Annotated in this window: 13 protein-coding genes, 1 pseudogene and 1 riboswitch; of the genes and pseudogenes, 13 read left to right on the top strand and 1 reads right to left on the bottom strand. The window is 53.7% G+C overall.

Features of this window, described 5'->3' with window-relative positions; all coding sequences use genetic code 11:
• Positions 1-6 precede the first annotated feature (6 nt).
• The 11 genes and pseudogenes from FFI95_RS03005 (at position 7) to FFI95_RS02950 (ending at position 15,303) form a co-directional block, all read left to right on the top strand.
• Positions 7-1,134, top strand: coding sequence for an XdhC family protein (locus tag FFI95_RS03005; RefSeq protein ID WP_144820901.1), 1,128 nt, complete (start codon positions 7-9; stop codon positions 1,132-1,134).
• A gap of 253 nt (positions 1,135-1,387) precedes the next feature.
• Positions 1,388-2,545: an iron-containing alcohol dehydrogenase gene (locus FFI95_RS02995; protein ID WP_144820899.1), complete on the top strand. Its 1,158-nt coding sequence runs from the start codon at positions 1,388-1,390 to the stop codon at positions 2,543-2,545.
• Between the two features lie 12 nt (positions 2,546-2,557).
• Positions 2,558-3,592 carry an NADP-dependent oxidoreductase gene (locus FFI95_RS02990; RefSeq protein ID WP_144820898.1) on the top strand — a complete coding sequence of 345 codons (1,035 nt, stop codon included), beginning with the start codon at positions 2,558-2,560 and terminating at the stop codon, positions 3,590-3,592.
• A 90-nt stretch (positions 3,593-3,682) separates the two neighbouring features.
• Complete coding sequence (locus tag FFI95_RS02985; RefSeq protein WP_144820897.1) at positions 3,683-4,279, top strand: SDR family oxidoreductase; 597 nt, start codon at positions 3,683-3,685, stop codon at positions 4,277-4,279.
• Between the two features lie 9 nt (positions 4,280-4,288).
• Positions 4,289-4,760, top strand: a pseudogene (locus tag FFI95_RS02980) (type 1 glutamine amidotransferase domain-containing protein).
• Between the two features lie 158 nt (positions 4,761-4,918).
• Positions 4,919-6,088: an MFS transporter gene (locus FFI95_RS02975; protein ID WP_144820895.1), complete on the top strand. Its 1,170-nt coding sequence runs from the start codon at positions 4,919-4,921 to the stop codon at positions 6,086-6,088.
• Between the two features lie 256 nt (positions 6,089-6,344).
• On the top strand, positions 6,345-7,985 hold the full coding sequence (locus tag FFI95_RS02970; protein WP_144820894.1) for a BCCT family transporter: 1,641 nt from the start codon (positions 6,345-6,347) through the stop codon (positions 7,983-7,985).
• Positions 7,985-9,331 carry an amidase gene (locus FFI95_RS02965; protein WP_222120383.1) on the top strand — a complete coding sequence of 449 codons (1,347 nt, stop codon included), beginning with the start codon at positions 7,985-7,987 and terminating at the stop codon, positions 9,329-9,331. The genes FFI95_RS02970 and FFI95_RS02965 overlap by 1 nt, the downstream gene beginning before the upstream one ends.
• A 111-nt stretch (positions 9,332-9,442) precedes the next feature.
• Positions 9,443-10,948, top strand: coding sequence for a sodium/proton antiporter NhaB (gene nhaB / locus FFI95_RS02960; protein ID WP_144820892.1), 1,506 nt, complete (start codon positions 9,443-9,445; stop codon positions 10,946-10,948).
• A gap of 50 nt (positions 10,949-10,998) precedes the next feature.
• Positions 10,999-11,201, top strand: a riboswitch (cobalamin riboswitch).
• 143 nt (positions 11,202-11,344) lie between these two features.
• On the top strand, positions 11,345-14,113 hold the full coding sequence (locus tag FFI95_RS02955; RefSeq protein ID WP_144820891.1) for a ribonucleoside-diphosphate reductase subunit alpha: 2,769 nt from the start codon (positions 11,345-11,347) through the stop codon (positions 14,111-14,113).
• Between the two features lie 131 nt (positions 14,114-14,244).
• Positions 14,245-15,303: a ribonucleotide-diphosphate reductase subunit beta gene (locus FFI95_RS02950; RefSeq protein ID WP_144820890.1), complete on the top strand. Its 1,059-nt coding sequence runs from the start codon at positions 14,245-14,247 to the stop codon at positions 15,301-15,303.
• Between the two features lie 22 nt (positions 15,304-15,325).
• Here FFI95_RS02950 and FFI95_RS02945 read toward each other — a convergent pair whose 3' ends face one another.
• Positions 15,326-16,312, bottom strand: a complete 987-nt coding sequence (locus FFI95_RS02945) for an integron integrase (protein ID WP_144820889.1) — start codon at positions 16,310-16,312, stop codon at positions 15,326-15,328.
• A gap of 371 nt (positions 16,313-16,683) precedes the next feature.
• Between FFI95_RS02945 and FFI95_RS02940 the strand changes: the two genes are divergently transcribed.
• Both FFI95_RS02940 and FFI95_RS02935 read left to right on the top strand, forming a co-directional pair.
• Entirely contained in the window at positions 16,684-17,241 is a 558-nt protein-coding gene (locus tag FFI95_RS02940) for a hypothetical protein (protein ID WP_144820888.1), read from the top strand.
• Positions 17,242-17,450: 209 nt separating this feature from the next.
• Positions 17,451-17,963, top strand: a complete 513-nt coding sequence (locus FFI95_RS02935) for a hypothetical protein (protein WP_222120373.1) — start codon at positions 17,451-17,453, stop codon at positions 17,961-17,963.
• Positions 17,964-18,016: the final 53 nt, after the last annotated feature.

Below are 18,016 nucleotides of genomic sequence, written 5' to 3'. Positions count from 1 at the left end.
TGAGGTATGTCGGGATTAGTGTCGTTGATAAAGACGATCGACGAGCAGGAGCGCCTGGGCGAGGGATTTGTCCTCGCAACGGTTGTTAAAGTCGAAGGCTCGGCCTATCGCCGCCCCGGGGCCAGAATGTTGATTTCCGCGCTTGGACAATCTGAAGGAACGGTCAGTGGAGGCTGCCTGGAGCAGGATGTCATCAAAAAGGCTTGGTGGCTGACCTCCGATGGCCCGGTGGTTCGCAGCTATAGTACGGCTGAAGATGGTGAAGAAAGCGAATCCTCTTATCACTTTAGTCTCGGTTGCGATGGCAAGATATTTCTGCTGTTTGAGAGAATTTTGCCTGCCGCTGCGTCTCCACTTGTCCGAACCCTGAAAATGGTTCATGAAGAAAAACGAAAGGCTGCGATCGCTACCGTAATCTCGGCGGATGACGAGTCCGCCTTTGTTGTCGGAGACCGTCTGATAGTTCCCCCTGAAGGAAATTTAGACGGCAGTTTGGTGGATAGCTCATTGGAGCAAGTGCTTGCCGACGATTTACGTGAGGTAATGGCAAGCGGGAAATCTGCGCTGAATCAATACAGCGACCAAGCGGCTGAGGTTGAGGTGTTCCTGGAAGTTGTATCGCCACCTCAAAAGCTTGTGCTGTTTGGCGCGGGGCATGATGCTCAACCACTGGTCCGGTTGGCGAAAACTCTAGGCTGGCATGTCACCGTTATAGACGGAAGGGCAAACTTCGCGATGGCACACCGCTTCCCTGAAGCTGATGATGTTCGGGTGATGAATGTTGACGAGCCGCTGTCCACGAGTTCCTTGCTAGATGGCGCCGCTGTTGTCGTGATGACCCATAGCGTGACTCAGGATACACGGTGGTTGAGCAAAGCCCTGAGGAGCGGTGCTTGCTATGTTGGGCAGCTGGGGCCTCGGTACCGAACAGAGCGACTGTTGGCTGACATTGGTGATGATGCACAAACTGCTCAGGCTCGTGAAAAGCTCTATTACCCTGTTGGTCTTGATCTTGGGGGAGACACACCAGAGAGCGTTGCTATGGCGATCCTCTCAGAGATCAGTGCAGTGGTAAATGGTCGAAACGGCGGCATGTTGAAATACAGAGCCGCGAGAATTCATGAGGCGGAGTAACGGCCTTTTACAGGGTGTTGCCCTTAAAGAACAAGGTTATTCCAAAAAAACACTAGACGACTGGTCTAGTTGCGACTAAGCTAGAAATTCACATGATTAGCAAGACAATTTTGTTGTTTTTATTTGTCTCGAATATAGGTGACCGGTCTATTAGTTCCCGGGTTATAAATAGGTTCCAGCTTTGCCCATACCCCAATGCGACCCGCGGAAATATTGATGTCCGCTTACATATTGAAACTGAAGGAAACTGATTATGGAAAATTTCAACTTTCACAACCCTACCAGAATTCTGTTTGGTAAAGGCTGCATTGCGGAGCTGAAAGATCAGGTTCCCGCTGATGCGAAAGTTTTGATTCTATATGGCGGTGGCAGTGCCGAACGTACGGGTGTGCTGGACCAGGTACGCGAAGCTCTTGCTGGCCGGGCAATGCTGGAGTTTGGAGGTATTGAACCTAACCCACGCTATGCTACAACGCTAAAAGCAGTTGAGATGATTCGCGAAAATGCCGTCTCTTTCCTGCTTGCCGTTGGCGGCGGGTCGGTCATCGACGCCACCAAGTTTATTGCGGCGGCGGTAAAGTACGACGGTGACGCCTGGGACATTCTCAGCTCACGTGGATCAGTCATTACCCAAGCGGTGCCGTTTGGCTCTGTGTTGACGCTACCAGCTACGGGATCCGAGATGAACTCCGGCGGGGTGATTACCAATCCAGAAAAAGAGGCAAAACTGCCGTTTAGCAGCGTTCATTGCTACCCGGTGTTCTCGGTGTTAGATCCAGAGGTGACCTATACCTTGCCACCGCGTCAGATTGCCAACGGTGTAGTGGACGCCTTCGTTCATACGACCGAGCAGTATCTGACCTATCCAGCTGCCGCGCCAGTTCAGGACGGTTTTGCCGAAACCCTTCTGCGCACATTGATCGAACTTGGCCCCAAGGCGCTTGAGACTCCCGAAGATTACGACATTCGATCCAATTTGATGTGGACCGCGACAATGGCTCTGAACGGGCTTATTGGCGCAGGAGTACCTCAAGATTGGGCTACTCATATGATCGGGCACGAGATTACTGCACTGAATGATACCGATCACGCCCGTACCCTGGCGGTTGTGCTGCCTGCACTGTTGAATGATCAGCGTGAGGTTAAGCGTGAGAAGCTTCTTCAGTATGCCAGCAATGTCTGGAATATCCGCGAAGGTTTTGACGATGAGCGAATTGACGCTGTGATCGAAGCGACGCGTGATTTCTTCGAACAGATGGGTATCAAGACCCGGTTAGGCGACTATGACGTTGATGCTGATGGAATTAATCACATCGTTGGTGCTTTAAAGGAACACGGGATGACTGCACTTGGGGAAAATAAAGCTATCGGCCCTGATGACGCCCGTCGCATTCTTGAAGCTGCTTTGTAGGAGGAGTCGAGCATGAAACAAACAGACACTGCAAACCGCAAACTCGTATTGGCGGAACGCCCTAAAGGCGAGCCGACCGTGGACACTCTACGGTTAGAAGAGGAGGCGATTCCTGCTGTCGGTGAGAATCAGATGCTTTTGCGGACCGAGTACTTGTCACTCGACCCGTATATGCGCGGCAGAATGAGTGATGCGCCTTCTTATGCTGCACCGGTTGAAGTGGGTGATGTGATGGTTGGCGGCACGGTTGCCAAAGTGATTACTTCGAAGCTTGATGGCTTCGCGGAGGGCGACTGGGTGCTTAGCTTCAATGGTTGGCAGGATTACGCTCTTTCCGATGGCGAAGGGGTTACCAATCTTGGTAATTCGCCAGAGCACCCATCCTGGGCGCTTGGAATCTTAGGCATGCCTGGGTTTACCGCCTGGGCTGGCCTGACCCAGATCGGCGAGCCCAAACCCGGCGAGACGATTGTGGTGGCCGCGGCGACGGGGCCGGTCGGTGCAACCGTAGGTCAAATTGGCAAACTGCTGGGCTGCCGTGTTGTGGGTGTCGCAGGCGGTCCAGACAAGTGCGCCTACGCGGTCGACGAACTGGGCTTCGACGCATGCATTGATCACAAAGCAGAAGACTTTGCAGACCAGCTTGCCAAGGCTAGCCCCGACGGTATCGATGTCTATTTCGAAAATGTGGGCGGTAAGGTTCTTGATGCGGTGATCCCACTTTTGAATCCGCATGCGCGTGTGCCAGTGTGTGGACTGGTCTCGCAATACAATGCTACTGAACTGCCCGGCGGACCGGACCGCATGAACTGGTTGATGGGACAGATTCTGCGGAACAAGGTCAAGGTGCAGGGATTCATCATCTTTGACAGTTTCGGTCACCTATACCCGGATTTCGCCGAACAGATGGGGGCTTGGGTGGAAAGCGGGAAGATCAAATATCGTGAAGAGGTTATCGATGGCCTGCAAAATGCGCCGGAAGCGTTCATTGGTTTGCTCAATGGTGAAAACTTTGGCAAGCGCGTGATCCGGGTTGGCCAAGACTAACACTGAAGCGCATGCAGGTGCTTATGGTGCCGGCGTAGTCTTTTTTGCCGGTAAATCATGAATCCTTAACTCGAAATAATGGAGAAGATAATGAAAGTTCTTGTCGCTGGAGCTACCGGAAAAACAGGGCTTCGCTTGATTGATGAACTTAAATCTCGTGGCCATTACCCGATTGCGTTGGTTCGTGAAAGTTCCGACACGACTACACTGCCGTCTGATGTTGAACTGCGCTATGGCGATTTGACCGACCTGCAAGAAGATGTCTGTGAGGGTTGTGACGCTGTTATCTTTGCCGCAGGTTCTGGCAGCCACACGGGTGCTGATATGACCGATAAGGTTGACCGTGATGGCGCGCAGCGTCTCGTTGATATAGCAGCGAAATCAAAGATATCCCGTTTCGTTATGTTGAGTAGTGTGGGCGCGGACAAACCCGACCCTGAACATAAGCTCGCACATTACCTTCAGGCCAAACATGACGCTGACGAACACTTGACAGCTTCTGGCCTGAGCTATGCCATCGTTCGTCCGGTTAGGCTGACCGATGAAAGCGGGACCAGGAACATGCGTTTTGGCGATTCAGTTGATGTTGATGGAATCGCTGCGAGAGGCGATGTCGCCGCAGTTTTGGCCGAGGCAGTAGATGATGAAAAGTGGGATAACAAAGTGCTAACCATGCAGTCAATTTAAGGAAAATACATGAAGATTTTAATGGTACTGACATCGCACGATGAGATGGGCGATAGCGGCAGGAAGACCGGCTTTTGGCTGGAGGAGTTTGCCGCGCCCTATTACGTCTTCAAGGATGCCGGTGCGGATATTACTTTGGCCACGCCCAAGGGTGGGCAACCACCCATTGATCCGTCCAGCGATAGTCTGGAAGCGCAAACCGACGACACCCGTCGTATTCCGCCACACTCAAGGTACAGATGGCAAGCCTTTAGTCTCAGGGCGACGAGTGACAGGCTTCACCAACACAGAAGAAGAGGCTGTTGGCCTGACCAACGTTGTGCCCTTCCTGGTCGAGGATATGCTCAAAGCCAATGGTGGCAATTATGCGAAAGGCGCTGATTGGGCCAGCTTTGTACTGCGGGACGGCAAGCTCGTCACCGGCCAGAACCCTGCCTCATCCGCTGCCGCCGCGCACGAGATTCTGGCGTTGCTGAAATAACGGAAAACGACGACCGAATTTATCTAGCTCCGCTATGAAGCCTCTCTCTTCCGAACAGGTCGTAGTTCTGAGGAGACGCAAGTGCTTGAGCTTTCGTTCAGCTGTCATGAAATATGACGATGCGGAGTGATATCTTGTAACAGGCGTTTGAAGAACCGATGAACAGATTGCTCATCCTGGCTTTAGGAATGTTTTCCATTGGCACGGCCAGTTTCATTATGGCAGGCCTTCTGCCAGAGATGGCAGCCAGTTTTAATATCAGTGTTGGTGATGCGGCGAGTATGATCGCCGCGTTCGCCGTAGCTTATGCTTTGGTGATACCAATCGCAGCAACTCTGATGGTGAATTTGCCTTATAAGCCCATACTGGTGGTGGGCATGAGCATTCTTGCCGCAGGCCATATGGTCTCAGCGGTGGCGCCAAGTCTGGAAGTGGCGGTTGCGGGTCGTGCGCTTGGAGGCTTGGGCGGGGCACTGTTTATGCCAATTGCCGGAGCAGCGGCGACCGCGATAGTCTCACAGGAGCATTGGGGGCGTTCATTGGCTATCATTACAGCCGGTCTGAGTGCGTCAACCGCAATTGGAGCACCGGTGGGAATTGCTCTCTCAACGAGTTTTTGTGACTGGCGGCTGGGCATGTGGCTTGTCGCTGCACTAGCCGTTGCAGCGGCTATTGGGATTGGTACTTTACTAGAGGCCATGCCAAGACCGGATACAAAGAAGAGACCCAAGGATTTGTTGGCCTCTGTGACGAAGCCGGCTGTATTGGGCGTGTTGGGAACGACACTGCTTTTAATGATCGGATCCTACATCGTTCATACCTATGCCAGTGTCATTCTTATGCCCGCGACTAATGGAAGGGGTGAGACATTGGCTCTTTTAATGGCGGCTTGGGGCATTGCGGCCACAATTGGAACCTTTACCGCGGGAAGGCTGACCGACCGATGGGGTGCGAGACCAATTATTGTTGGCGGGCTCACGGTTCTAAGCCTCAACTTCTTACTGTTGCCAGTGCTTACTTATTCTCCTTTAGTATCGGTTTTTCCACTTGCCGTTTGGGGGGCGATTGCGTGGAGCTGTCTGGTGCCACTGCAGCACCAGTTGGTGAAAGCAGCGCCGTCTAGCGCATCCATTGTTTTGGGGCTGAATACTTCAGCTATATATCTGGGAGTTTCGCTTTCTGCGTCTATTGGAAAGCATGTATCTCAAATATTTGGCAGCGAGTATCTGAGTATGGTCGCGGCCGGTTTTACGATACTGGCTCTGGGGGTATATGAGGGGCATCGGATAATTGTAAACCGGGGGCAGAAAGCTCGGCTCACTGCTTAGCTGTTGGTCGTTAAGCCGCGCACGATGAGGTAAGTACATTGCGTGTCGGTTATTCGGCAAGCACTATTTTCTCCAAAACCCTCACTTCCGCTTTGGCCAATAAACAGGGGTTTCTTTCAGTCGTATTTTGGAGGTGCCAGATATCGGAAGTACACTGTGCTTTGTTGGGGCGGGTATTGGGATCACTACCCATCCGACCAACATCGCTTCGCACTAGCCCAACTGAAACCGGACTGAAGCAAAGGAGGCCAGAAAATTGGGAAGGACTACATCGCCTGGCTGGGTATTTTACCTGTCGGTCATTCTATTGGCAGTGTTTGTCGTGGTGGGAGTTTTTCTTCCGGAAGAGCTCACTCTGTGGGGCGATGTCGGGCTGGAGTTCACAACGGTCCATTTTGGCTGGCTCTACCTGTTTGCCACAACCGGTTTTCTGGTGTTCTGCGTTGCGATAGCTCTGAGCGATTACGGAAAAATCCGCCTGGGGGCGGACGGTGAGGCGCCTGAATTCCCCTACCTGACCTGGCTCGGGATGATCTTTTCCTCCGGTATGGGGGTTGGCCTGGTTTTCTGGGCAGTCGCAGAACCCATGAGCCACTTCATGGCACCTCCATTTGGCGCGGCGGAGGCAGAAAGCCCTGATGCCGCCAGTCTTGCCATGCGTTATTCGCTGTTCCACTGGGGCTTTCATCAGTGGGCCAACTTTGCAGTGGTGGGGCTTGCCATTGCCTACGTACGTTTTCGCCTGGAGCGCCCCGGCCTGATCAGTGAAGCCTTCCGCGTGTCCCTTGGCAATCGTGTAGACGGCGGCATTGGTCATGGCATCAACACCCTTGCGGTGGTGTCTACGGTATTTGGTGTTGCTACCACGCTGGGGCTCGGGGTTATCCAGATCAACAGCGGGCTGGTGTCCGTAGCTGATATGAGCTTCGGTGCCAACCAGCAGTTAATGATTCTGGGGGCGATCGCCGTGGTGTTCCTGCTCTGTGCCTTGGCCCCACTGGAAAGTGGCGTGCGTTATATCAGTGACGCCAACATGGTGCTGGCAGCCTTCCTGCTTGTTTTCGTGTTCTTTTTGGGCCCCACTGACTTCATCACGGCGGCCATGACCAACGCCATTGGGGACTATTTCTCCAACATGATGGGCATGAGCCTGGTGATGACTCCCTACACCGGCGATGACTGGGTTGAGCGCTGGACCATATTCTATTGGGCGTGGGGGCTGTCCTGGGCGCCATTTGTCGGCAGCTTTATTGCCCGTATTTCCCGAGGCAGAACCATTCGTGAGTTTATCCTGGGGGTTATTGGCACACCGGTGTTGCTGAGTATTCTCTGGTTCTCCACTTTTGGCGGCTCGGCCCTGTACTTCGAAATGTTTGAAGGTGCGCCTCTGGGTGAAGCCGTCATTCGGGAAATGAGTTCGGCCCTGTTTGTAACTCTGGAATACTTGCCCGGAGCGTCCACCATCAGTGCCCTGATGCTGGTATTGATTGTCCTGTTTGTTATCACTTCAGCCAACTCCGCAACCTTTGTTCTGGGTATGTTTACCAGTAAGGGTACGCTGACACCTAAACGCTGGCTCCGGGTTGCCTGGGGTCTGGTTCAGGTGCTCGTTGCCGGAGTGCTTTTGGTCAGTGGTGGCCTGGAAGCACTACAGACAATATCCATCCTGGCGGCATTTCCGTTTATGGTGTTGATGGTCTTTATGGCGATATCGCTGCTGCGGTCACTGAGCAAGGAACAGCGACAGAAAGAGCTTCGAGAGGCAGTGACCCGTGGGCGCATGATTCAGATGCTGGAAGAGCATGACCGGGAGAAAGCCGAGCAACTGGAGAAAGAAGGGCTCCCCGAGCCGCAGTCAGCCTATAAAACAAGCACTAATGAGGAGGGGACCCCGTGATGCCTTTGAAAATGACAGAGACAACTCTATCGTCCCTGATCGCCGGGTTACAACAGAATAAATGGCGCGCCAGCGAACTACTGAATTTATGCCTGAGCGCTATTGACCAAAAGGATGACCCGGACAACCAGGTGTACACAGCACGCTTTGACCGTACTGCGAAAGCAGAAGCCGCCGCCATTGATGCGCTTCAGCAGGGTGGGGTGCCTTTGGGCGAGCTTGCAGGGCTAACAATCGCTCTCAAGGTTCTGTTTGATGTGGCCGGTGAAGTGACCCACTCGGGCTCCAGTTGGTGGCGTCAGCAAGCGCAGAGCGATGCGCTGATCGTGTCCCGCCTGCGCCGGGCCGGTGCTGTTATTACCGGCCACACCAACATGACCGAGTTTGCCTACTCAGGGCTCGGGCTTAACCCGCATTACGGCACGCCAGCCAATCCGTCTGCGCCCGGGCGTATTTCCGGCGGCTCCTCATCCGGCGCGGCGGCGGCCGTCGCACAAGGTATGGCCGCCGCCGCTATTGGCACGGACACCGGCGGGTCTGTTCGCATTCCAGCGGCCTTTTGTGGTCTTGTGGGCTTTAAACCGTCCCAGCAACGCATCCCCCGTGATGGTACCTTTCCTCTGTCCCAGAGCTTTGACTCCATCGGCCCCATTGCCCACAGCGTTGAGTGTTGTGCGCGCCTGGATGCGGTGATGGCGGGGCAGACCTGGCAGAAAGCGCCTAACGCAGATTTGCGGGGCCGGCGCTTTGTAGTACCCACGAATTATATGATGGACGAGCTGTCTCCGGGGGTCGCCGAGGCCTTTACCAACAGCCTGCGCCTGTTGCGGGACAGCGGAGCTCAGATTGTGGAAGCCCCGATGCCAGCGTTGGAGGCCACGCCGGACCGCATGGAAACCGGGGGCATATCAGCGGCTGAAAGCTACTATGTTCACCGGCACTGGCTGCAGCAGTACGGAGATCAATACGATCGGCGGGTGCGCCTGCGTATCGAAGTGGGAGCGGGGATCAGTGCTGCGGATTACCTTGAGCTCCTGCACAGCCGGGCCGTGCGTAAACAGCAGGCTGATGAATGGCTGAGCGCCTTTGACGGAGTGCTGGCCCCGACGGTCGCTGTGGAGCCGCCCCTGATCGCCGACCTGGAGAGTGATCTGGATTACGCTCTCATGAATCGTCTGGTTCTGCGCAATACCTCTGTGGCAAATCTGCTTGATCTGTGTGCCATAACACTTCCGAACCATCAAAAAGGTGCGCTGCCCAGCGGCCTGATGCTGATGGGCCGTAATGGGTCAGACAGTGCGTTACTCGCGATTGCGCAGGCAATGGAAACAACATTGAAACACTGAACAAGTAACCAGTGCGCATATGCCGTGATACTAGAGTCCGGGGCAGCGGTGTATCTTTACCCGTTAGACTGATGACCCTATTTTACCCTGTTGAACCGGAAGACCTCCGTAATGCCCACAACCATGTTCTCTGCCTTTTCCAGTAACTTTCTAGGTAAGGCGCCTGTCTGGTACAAACAGATCATTGTACTGTTCCTGATAGCCAACCCCATTGTGATGTACCTGTTGGGACCTGTGACAGCAGGCTGGCTTCTGATCGCCGAATTCATCTTTACCCTGGCAATGGCCCTGAAGTGTTACCCACTCCTGCCGGGCGGGTTGCTGGCGATAGAAGCCTTGTTGATCGGGTTGACCACCACCGATGCGGTGTACCTGGAACTGCTCACGAATTTTCCGGTAATACTGTTGCTGATGTTCATGGTGGCGGGCATTTATTTCATGCAGGATTTGCTGCTGGTTGTGTTTACGCAGATCCTGGTAGGGGTAAGGTCCAAGTCGGCACTCGCCCTCCTGTTTTGTGGTGCGGCGGCATTGCTTTCAGCGTTCCTGGATGCCTTGACAGTAACCGCGGTCATCATCAGCGTTGCGGTCGGTTTCTTCTCGGTTTACCACAAGGTCGCGTCCGGAAAAGGATACCAGGCAAGTGATCACAATACCGACAGTGATGACGATGTGATCGAATTGCACCGGCGCGATCTGGAAAACTTCCGGGCCTTTCTGCGCAGCCTGCTGATGCATGGTGCCATAGGCACAGCTTTGGGCGGCGTCGCTACCATGGTCGGGGAGCCCCAGAATCTGTTAATTGCCAAGGTTGTTGGCTGGGACTTTATCGGGTTTTTCCTGCACATGGCACCTGTCAGTATGCCGGTGCTGGTAGCCGGTCTTATAACCTGCTGGGTTCTGGAAAAAATGCGCTGGTTCGGTTACGGCGGCCGGCTTCCCAAGCCTGTGCGGCGTGTTCTGGAAGAGTTTGCTGAAGAAGAGCGCGTTAAACGTTCAAAAACCGATCAAGCCGCCCTGTGGGTACAGGCATTTGCAGCGATTGTGCTCGTGATCGGTCTGTCTCTGCACCTGGCCGAAGTGGGCCTGATTGGTTTGCTGGTTATTATCCTCATCACCTCATTTACCGGCGTCACCAGCGAACATCAGATAGGTAAGGCTTTTCAGGAGTCGTTGCCGTTTACATCGTTGCTGGTTGTGTTCTTTGCCGTTGTAGCGGTGATCCATGAACAGCACCTGTTCAAGCCCATGATTGATTTTGTTCTGTCGCTTCCGGAAAGCCAGCAGCCGGGCATGTTCTTTATAGCCAACGGCCTGCTCTCCATGATCAGTGACAACGTGTTTGTTGCCACGGTTTATATCAGTGAAATCAAACAGGCGCTGGATGCCGGCAGCATCAGTTATCAGCACTTTCAGGAGCTTGCCGTGGCCATTAACACAGGCACCAACCTGCCCAGTGTTGCCACACCTAATGGCCAGGCGGCTTTCCTGTTTCTGTTGACCTCCGCCATTGCGCCACTGGTGCGGTTGTCCTATGGGCGAATGGTTATTATGGCATTCCCCTATACCGTTGTGATGGGCGGGGTAGGGCTGTACATGGTGATGTTCCATATCTGAATGGACATTAATGCACTCTTGTCAACCTTGTTTCCTCTGAATGTCCCGTATATAGTGGCTGCGTCCTTGGTTATATACCAGATATGGTATCGGGAATCCGGTGAGAATCCGGAACTGACGCGCAGCGGTATTGGGGAACGAGCGTGGCAAAAAGACACTGGCACAAGCCGGGAAGTCGCCACGCAAGGCAGAACCAGCGAGTAAACGGTTCACGCCCCTGAGTCCGAAGACCTGCCAGGGATAACTGTACCTTCGCGACTCAGGCGCCTGCATTTGGCTCTGTTAAGGTAAGCAGCAACAAGCACGGCCACAGTACCAGCTACGATTGACTGGTGCACCGGTTTGTCCTGCGTACGCGAAGGTAATGGAATTCACGCGTACTCAGGAGACACAGGTATGTCTGCGACTGCTCAGGCCGAAGCCCGGCCCGCTGCACCATCCGACACAGAAGCCCTTCAGGTTATCAAACGCAACGGCAATCTGGTCAGCTTTACCCCTTCCAAAATCAGCGTGGCGGTCACCAAGGCCTTCCTTGCCGTTGAAGGCGACGAGGCTGCCGGCTCGGCCCACATTAACGATGCCGTTCACCGGGTAACCGAGCAGGTGGTGCAGGCCATCAGCCGCCGCCTGAAAGCCGGAGGCCGGGTTCATATTGAAGACATCCAGGATCAGGTAGAACTGGCCCTGATGCGGGCAGAAGAGCAAAAAGTGGCTCGTGCTTATGTGCTTTACCGCGAAAAGCAGGCCCACGAACGGGCCTTGCACGAGCCGGTAGAAGCCCACCCGCATCTCACCGTAAAACAGGCTGATGGCTGTACCGCGCCCCTGGACCTGGGCCGGATGAAACAACAGGTAGAGCAGGCTTCGGCGGGGCTGGAAGGCATTGATGGTGAATCTCTGGTAGAGGAGTCTATCCGTAATCTCTACAACGGCATTGATGAAGCCGAAGTGCTGAGCGCATTGATCATGACCGCTCGCGGGCGCATTGAAAGAGAGCCGGATTACAGCGCGGTGACCGCCCGCCTGTTGCTGGAACAGCTACGACTTGAAAGCCTGAGCGCACTGAACCTGGATACCAGCCTGAGCCTTGCCGACGTGTATCCACAGGCTCTGAGTGCCTTCATCCACGCCGGCATTCGCTATGAATTGCTGGACGAAGCCATGGCGGCTTTCGATCTGGAGCGCCTGGGCGCTGCCCTGAAACCCGAACAGGACCTGCAGTTTGGTTTCCTCGGCCTGCAAACCCTGTTCGACCGCTACTTCCTGCACTGGAAAGACGCCCGCCTGGAACTGCCCCAGGTGTTTTTCATGCGCGTCGCCATGGGCCTGGCCCTGCGGGAAGACGACCCCAACGCCCGTGCCATCGAGTTCTACAATCTGTTGTCCTCATTCGACTACATGGCTTCCACGCCGACACTGTTCAACAGTGGCACGCGTCACTCTCAGCTGTCGTCCTGCTACCTCACCACCGTGGGCGACGATCTGGAAGACATCTACGGATCGATCCGCGACAACGCCATGCTCTCCAAATGGGCTGGCGGCCTGGGCAACGACTGGACCCCGGTACGCGCCCTGGGCTCCCGCATCAAAGGCACCAACGGCCAGAGCCAGGGCATTGTGCCTTTCCTGAAAGTGGTGAACGACACCGCCGTCGCTGTAAACCAGGGTGGGAAGCGTAAAGGTGCCGTGTGCGCCTACCTGGAAAGCTGGCATCTGGACATTGAAGAGTTTCTGGAGTTGCGCAAAAACACCGGCGACGAGCGCCGCCGCACCCACGATATGAACACCGCCAACTGGGTACCGGATCTGCTGATTGAACGCATGCGCGAAGACCGCGACTGGACCCTGTTCAGCCCCAGCGACGTGCCCGATTTGCACGACCTGTACGGCAACGAATTCCGCGAGCGCTACGAACATTACGAAGCACTGGCGGCGGAAGGCAAAATCGAGCTGTTTAAAACTATCTCCGCCAAACAGCTGTGGCGCAAAATGCTGACCGTGCTGTTTGAGACCGGCCACCCCTGGATTACCTTCAAAGACCCCAGCAACCTGCGCTCGCCGCAGCAGCACAAGGGCGTGGTGCACAGCTCCAACCTGTGTACCGAGATCACTCTCAACACCAGCGCCGATGAGATTGCTGTGTGCAACCTGGGCTCCGTAAACCTGGCCGCCCATATCGCCAACGGCGAGCTGGATGTGCAGCGCCTTGAACGCACTGTGAACACCGCCGTGCGCATGCTCGATAACGTAATCAACATCAACTACTACGCCGTGCCCCAGGCCCGCAACTCCAACCTGAAACACCGCCCGGTAGGCCTCGGCCTGATGGGCTTTCAGGATGCGTTGTATAAACTGCGCCTGGCATACACCAGCCCGGAAGCTGTTGAGTTTGCCGATGTGGCCATGGAACAGCTGAGCTACTTCGCCATTCGCGCTTCAGCACAACTGGCGGCCGAGCGGGGCGCTTATGAAAGCTACGAAGGCTCGCTATGGAGCCAGGGTGTGCTGCCCATCGACTCCATTGAACACCTTAAAGCCGCCCGCAAAGACGGCGACCTGAGCGTGAACACCGACAGCCGCCTGGACTGGACGCCGGTGCGTGAGCTTATTGCCAAACACGGCATGCGCAACAGCAACGTTATGGCCATCGCCCCCACCGCCACCATCTCCAACATTGTGGGCGTATCCCAGTCCATTGAACCGGCGTACCAGAACCTGTTTGTGAAATCGAACCTCTCCGGCGAATTCACCGTGGTGAACCCCTCACTGGTGCGCGATCTAAAAGCCGAAGGCCTGTGGGACAACGTGATGGTGAACGACCTCAAATACTACGACGGCAGCGTGCAGCAAATCGACCGCATACCCACCGAACTGAAATCCCGCTATGCCACCGCCTTTGAAATCGACGCCCGCTGGCTGGTAGAAGCCGCCTCCCGCCGCCAGAAATGGCTCGACCAGGCCCAGAGTCTGAACCTGTACATGGCTGAACCCAGCGGCAGAAAACTCGACGAACTCTATCAACTGGCCTGGGAGCGTGGCCTGAAAACCACCTACTACCTGCGCTCACTGGGTGCCACCGGCGTAAACCAGCAAGCGGCTCCGGTTGCGGCGCCACAGCCGCAGGTATGCAGCATTGACGAGCCAGATTGTGAGGCTTGTCAGTAAGTGATTTTTTTGCCACGAAATCCACGAAAAAACACGAAAGAAGAAAACAAAGCGTGTATTTTTCTTTTAAATCTTTGTTCGTGTTTTTTCGTGGATTTCGTGGCCAACAAAAGCTCAGATAGGAGTAACCCATGCTGAACTGGGACGACGAAACCAAATCACAAGCCCAGCCTGCTGCCGATAGCAGCGTGGCCCCCGTAAACGCCGACGACAAACGCGTGATCAACGGCGAAACCGACGTAAACCAGCTGGCACCGTTCAAGTACCCCTGGGCCTGGGAGTTCTTTATGAACGCCAACAAAAACCACTGGACGCCGCTGGATGTAAACATGAGCCAGGACGTTCACGACTACCACCACCGCCTGAACCCGGCGGAAAAACACGTCTTCGAAAACGTGCTGGCCTACCTCACCACCTCCGACATCCTGGCCATGCGCAACATCGGCCTGGCGGTGATGGAAAAAATGACCGCCCCGGAACTGCAAATCTACCAGGCGCGTCAAGTATACGAAGAAGCCATGCACACCTGGGCCTACCAGCATTGCATAGAAACCCTCAACCTGGACCAGAGCGAAATCTACAACCGCTACCGCGTCGTGCCGCAAATCAATGCCAAAATCCAGATGGCCAACCGCCGCCTCGACGCCGCTATGCGCCCCGACATCAACCTGCGCAACAAAGACGACCTGCAGGAATTCATCATGTCGTACCTGTTCTTTGCCGGCGTATTTGAAGGCTGCTGGTTCTACAACGGTTTCAGCCCCATCTTCGCCCTGCAAAGACGCGGCCTGATGCGCGGCACCGGCGAACAACTGCAATACATACTGCGCGACGAAGCCATGCACTTCGCCTTCGGCCTGAAAGTGGTGAACCAGATTCTGGAAGAAGAAAACATCAGCCTTGATCACAGAGCCGTGCGCGAGATGTGGGACGAATCCGAAGCCGTAGAGAAAGACTACGCTGACTACATTTTGCGGGACCCGATTCTGGGCTACTCGGCGGAATACCACACCGAACAATTCCGGTTTGTGGCCAACCGAAGAGCCCGCACCGTAGGCCTGGAAGACCCGTTCCCCGGCGCCAAAAACGTATCACCCTGGCTGGAAGAACAGGCCACCATGCGCAAAGAGAAGAACTTCTTTGAGACGCGAGTGATTGAGTATCAGACCGGGGCGCAGTTGGAGTGGTGAGGCTGCACCACATGTAGTGAATTCAGAAGCCCTCGTCCACCGGGCTGCGAACACCAAAACCACCTTTGTGAACAACATGGGTGTAGATTTCTGTGGTGCGTATATCTGAGTGGCCGAGGAGCTTCTGAATGGTGCGAATATCATAGCCAGTTTCTAGCAGGCGCGTGGCAAAACTGTGGCGAAAAGTATGACTGCCCGCGAGCTTGCGGATTCCGGCAGCCTGGATAGCGTGACGAAAATGTTTTTGAACTGTTCGGTCCATTAAATGATGTCGCCTGCTAATACCTGAACGAGGATCCTTTGAAAGCTCCTGTGCGGGAAAGATATATTGCCAGCCCGGCTCCTGACTGGCATTCGGATATTTACGTGCCAGGCCCGCGGGAAGATATACGGAGCCAGACCCTTTCAAAAGATCTGCCTGGTGCTGGTGCAGCGCTGAATCAATTTGTTGTTTTAACGGCTCAACGAGGCGATCCGGAAGCAGCGTAATGCGATCTTTAGCGCCTTTGCCGCTACGGACAATCAATTGCTGCATATTAAAATCTACGTCTTTAACTCTCAAACGCAGTGCTTCGTTGATACGCAGGCCAGAACCATAGAGAAGCATGGCAACAAGCTTGTAGTCTCCGTTCAGATTGCCAATAACGGATCTTGCTTCTTCCGCACTGAAGACGGTTGGAAGCTTCACTGGCTTTTTGGAGTGTTTGAAGTTCAGGTCATCTAAAGGATGGCCAAGAAATTCCCGATATAAAAATATCAGGGCATTCAAAGCGACTCTCTGAGTGGAGGCGCTTGCGTTTGCCTGCAAAACCAGATGAGACAAAAATGCTTCAACTTCTGCAGAGCCCATAGTTTCAGGGTGCCGGCGGCCATGGAAGCGGATAAAGCGCTTGATCCAGAATAGGTAGGTTTTCTCTGTTTTATACGCCATGCCTCTCAGACGTATAAAGGCCCGAACTTTATCTAAAAAACGGGTTGGCTGTGTCGGTATGGGGGTAGGGATATCCATATCCACTGATCCTTAAGTGCTGTTTTTATATACAGTATAACGGTTGTCGCTAAAGTCAAGAGGCTGTCGATTAGTGGAGTTATACGAACGTGTTCGCAAAACGTCAGAACTCGCCCGAGAAAAGAAGGTAACTATCTGATAGGGTTCAAAAGTAGCAACAGGAAAGGTGGAATTATACGCCCCTGGCTAGAGTGGGAGTGGCTCAAAAGAGGGCGTATAACTCTGGCGGTAGCCATGGTGTTTGTTGCTTAAAGGTTTGTTTTATTGCAGGAAATCCTGTTCTTTCGAACGGGTTTGAATGGGGTTTTACGAATGAGTGATATACGAACTCGTTCGTATAATTAGCTGTTATGCTCTAAGAAGGAGAGTTCATGGAAGATAGTGCGAATTGGCTTGAAGTGGTCACGGCAATAGGGGCCATCGCTACTCCCATATTGGTTCTGATACTTAGCGGAATAGGTTGGAGGATAAGGGTCGGTCTAGATAGGCAGTTTCAGCTGGAAGATAAGCTCAGAGACGACCGAATCGAGACCTACAATGATATTCTTGAGCCGTTCGTAATCCTCTTCACCTCAGATGCAGCCTGGAAGTCAGATCCCAAAAATAAATCCCGCGAAAAAAATCAAATAGCGCAACAGAAGTTACTTTCTCAGGAGTATCGAAGAAAGGCATTCAAGATGTCACTTGTTGGCTCCGAGAGCGTGGTCACATCATACAATGACCTAATGCAATACTTTTTCCAGCGCGGAGAGCAGCAGGGTGTAACGCCCTCCGAGAATGAGATCGTAGAGATGATTTCGCTTGTCGGGAAGTTTCTGCTGGAAATTCGGAAAAGCATGGGCAATGAGGCTACAAAACTAGATCACTGGCAAATGTTAGAGTGGTTTATTACTGATGCACGACGTTACCGGTCTGAAGCAAAAGCATAACCAATGCAGGCACGGCGACGCCCTTTACATTGCGCCTTCGGCTCCATTTCAAGGGCGCGCATGCTGCTGGCGTTATACAGATTCAAGGGAGTGCTCAGTTGCCGTATACAAAAGATAGTTGGAGGCGTCGCTACTCGGAACGTACAGACCTTTCTACGAGTCTTGTTCATCTTACAAAAGCGCCTTCCAACAGTAAGATCGTCGAGGTAATGTTTAAAATTCTCGACGAACAACTTCTGCGCGGTAGCAGTACTGAGAAGGGATTCATCGTCGGAAAAAGCCGCGCTGTTTGCTTTCAGGACGCTCCTGTACATGCTGTAGCTCAGAACTGCTGGTTTGAGCAAAAGCTGCGAGAAAGCGGTGAGCAAGTAAAAAAGCGTTATGTTCCATCAGGTTTCTTGTTCCACAAACAGAAAATATACCGAAAAGGCGGGCGTCCCGTAATTTACGATAAGACATCTGAAGCCAAGAAATACCTTCCTGACACTGAGTGGTGGCGCATAGTCAATTTCGACATAAGCGAGGATGAGTCTTTCAAAGATTGGACTCATGAGCGGGAATGGAGGATAAAAGGTGACTATGAATTCAACCTTGAAGAAGTAACTTTGCTTTTCACTAAGCCTGCAACCTATAAGTCCTTCATCAAACTCTGTGATGATCGCGAAAAGCCGTTTTACAAAAAGGTCGCTGGTGTAATCGTGACAGAGCAGGTGTTCTTCTAACACTGTATAACCAGTGCAGGCACAGCGACGCCCACTACATTGCGCCTTCGGCT

Source organism: Marinobacter piscis, from assembly GCF_007671655.1.
Classification (GTDB): Bacteria; Pseudomonadota; Gammaproteobacteria; order Pseudomonadales; family Oleiphilaceae; genus Marinobacter; species Marinobacter piscensis.
This window is presented reverse-complemented; position numbering and strand designations above follow the sequence as displayed.

Bases quoted from the DNA above. Each gene is read 5' to 3' on its own strand.
- FFI95_RS02935 (WP_222120373.1), top strand. From the start codon at position 17,451: ATGTTTAAAATTCTCGACGAACAACTTCTGCGCGGTAGCAGTACTGAG.
- FFI95_RS02950 (WP_144820890.1), top strand. From the start codon at position 14,245: ATGCTGAACTGGGACGACGAAACCAAATCACAAGCCCAGCCTGCTGCC.
- FFI95_RS02985 (WP_144820897.1), top strand. From the start codon at position 3,683: ATGAAAGTTCTTGTCGCTGGAGCTACCGGAAAAACAGGGCTTCGCTTG.
- FFI95_RS02955 (WP_144820891.1), top strand. From the start codon at position 11,345: ATGTCTGCGACTGCTCAGGCCGAAGCCCGGCCCGCTGCACCATCCGAC.
- FFI95_RS02965 (WP_222120383.1), top strand. From the start codon at position 7,985: ATGCCTTTGAAAATGACAGAGACAACTCTATCGTCCCTGATCGCCGGG.
- FFI95_RS02975 (WP_144820895.1), top strand. From the start codon at position 4,919: ATGAACAGATTGCTCATCCTGGCTTTAGGAATGTTTTCCATTGGCACG.
- FFI95_RS03005 (WP_144820901.1), top strand. From the start codon at position 7: ATGTCGGGATTAGTGTCGTTGATAAAGACGATCGACGAGCAGGAGCGC.
- FFI95_RS02945 (WP_144820889.1), bottom strand. From the start codon at position 16,312: ATGGATATCCCTACCCCCATACCGACACAGCCAACCCGTTTTTTAGAT.
- FFI95_RS02990 (WP_144820898.1), top strand. From the start codon at position 2,558: ATGAAACAAACAGACACTGCAAACCGCAAACTCGTATTGGCGGAACGC.
- FFI95_RS02995 (WP_144820899.1), top strand. From the start codon at position 1,388: ATGGAAAATTTCAACTTTCACAACCCTACCAGAATTCTGTTTGGTAAA.
- nhaB (WP_144820892.1), top strand. From the start codon at position 9,443: ATGCCCACAACCATGTTCTCTGCCTTTTCCAGTAACTTTCTAGGTAAG.
- FFI95_RS02940 (WP_144820888.1), top strand. From the start codon at position 16,684: ATGGAAGATAGTGCGAATTGGCTTGAAGTGGTCACGGCAATAGGGGCC.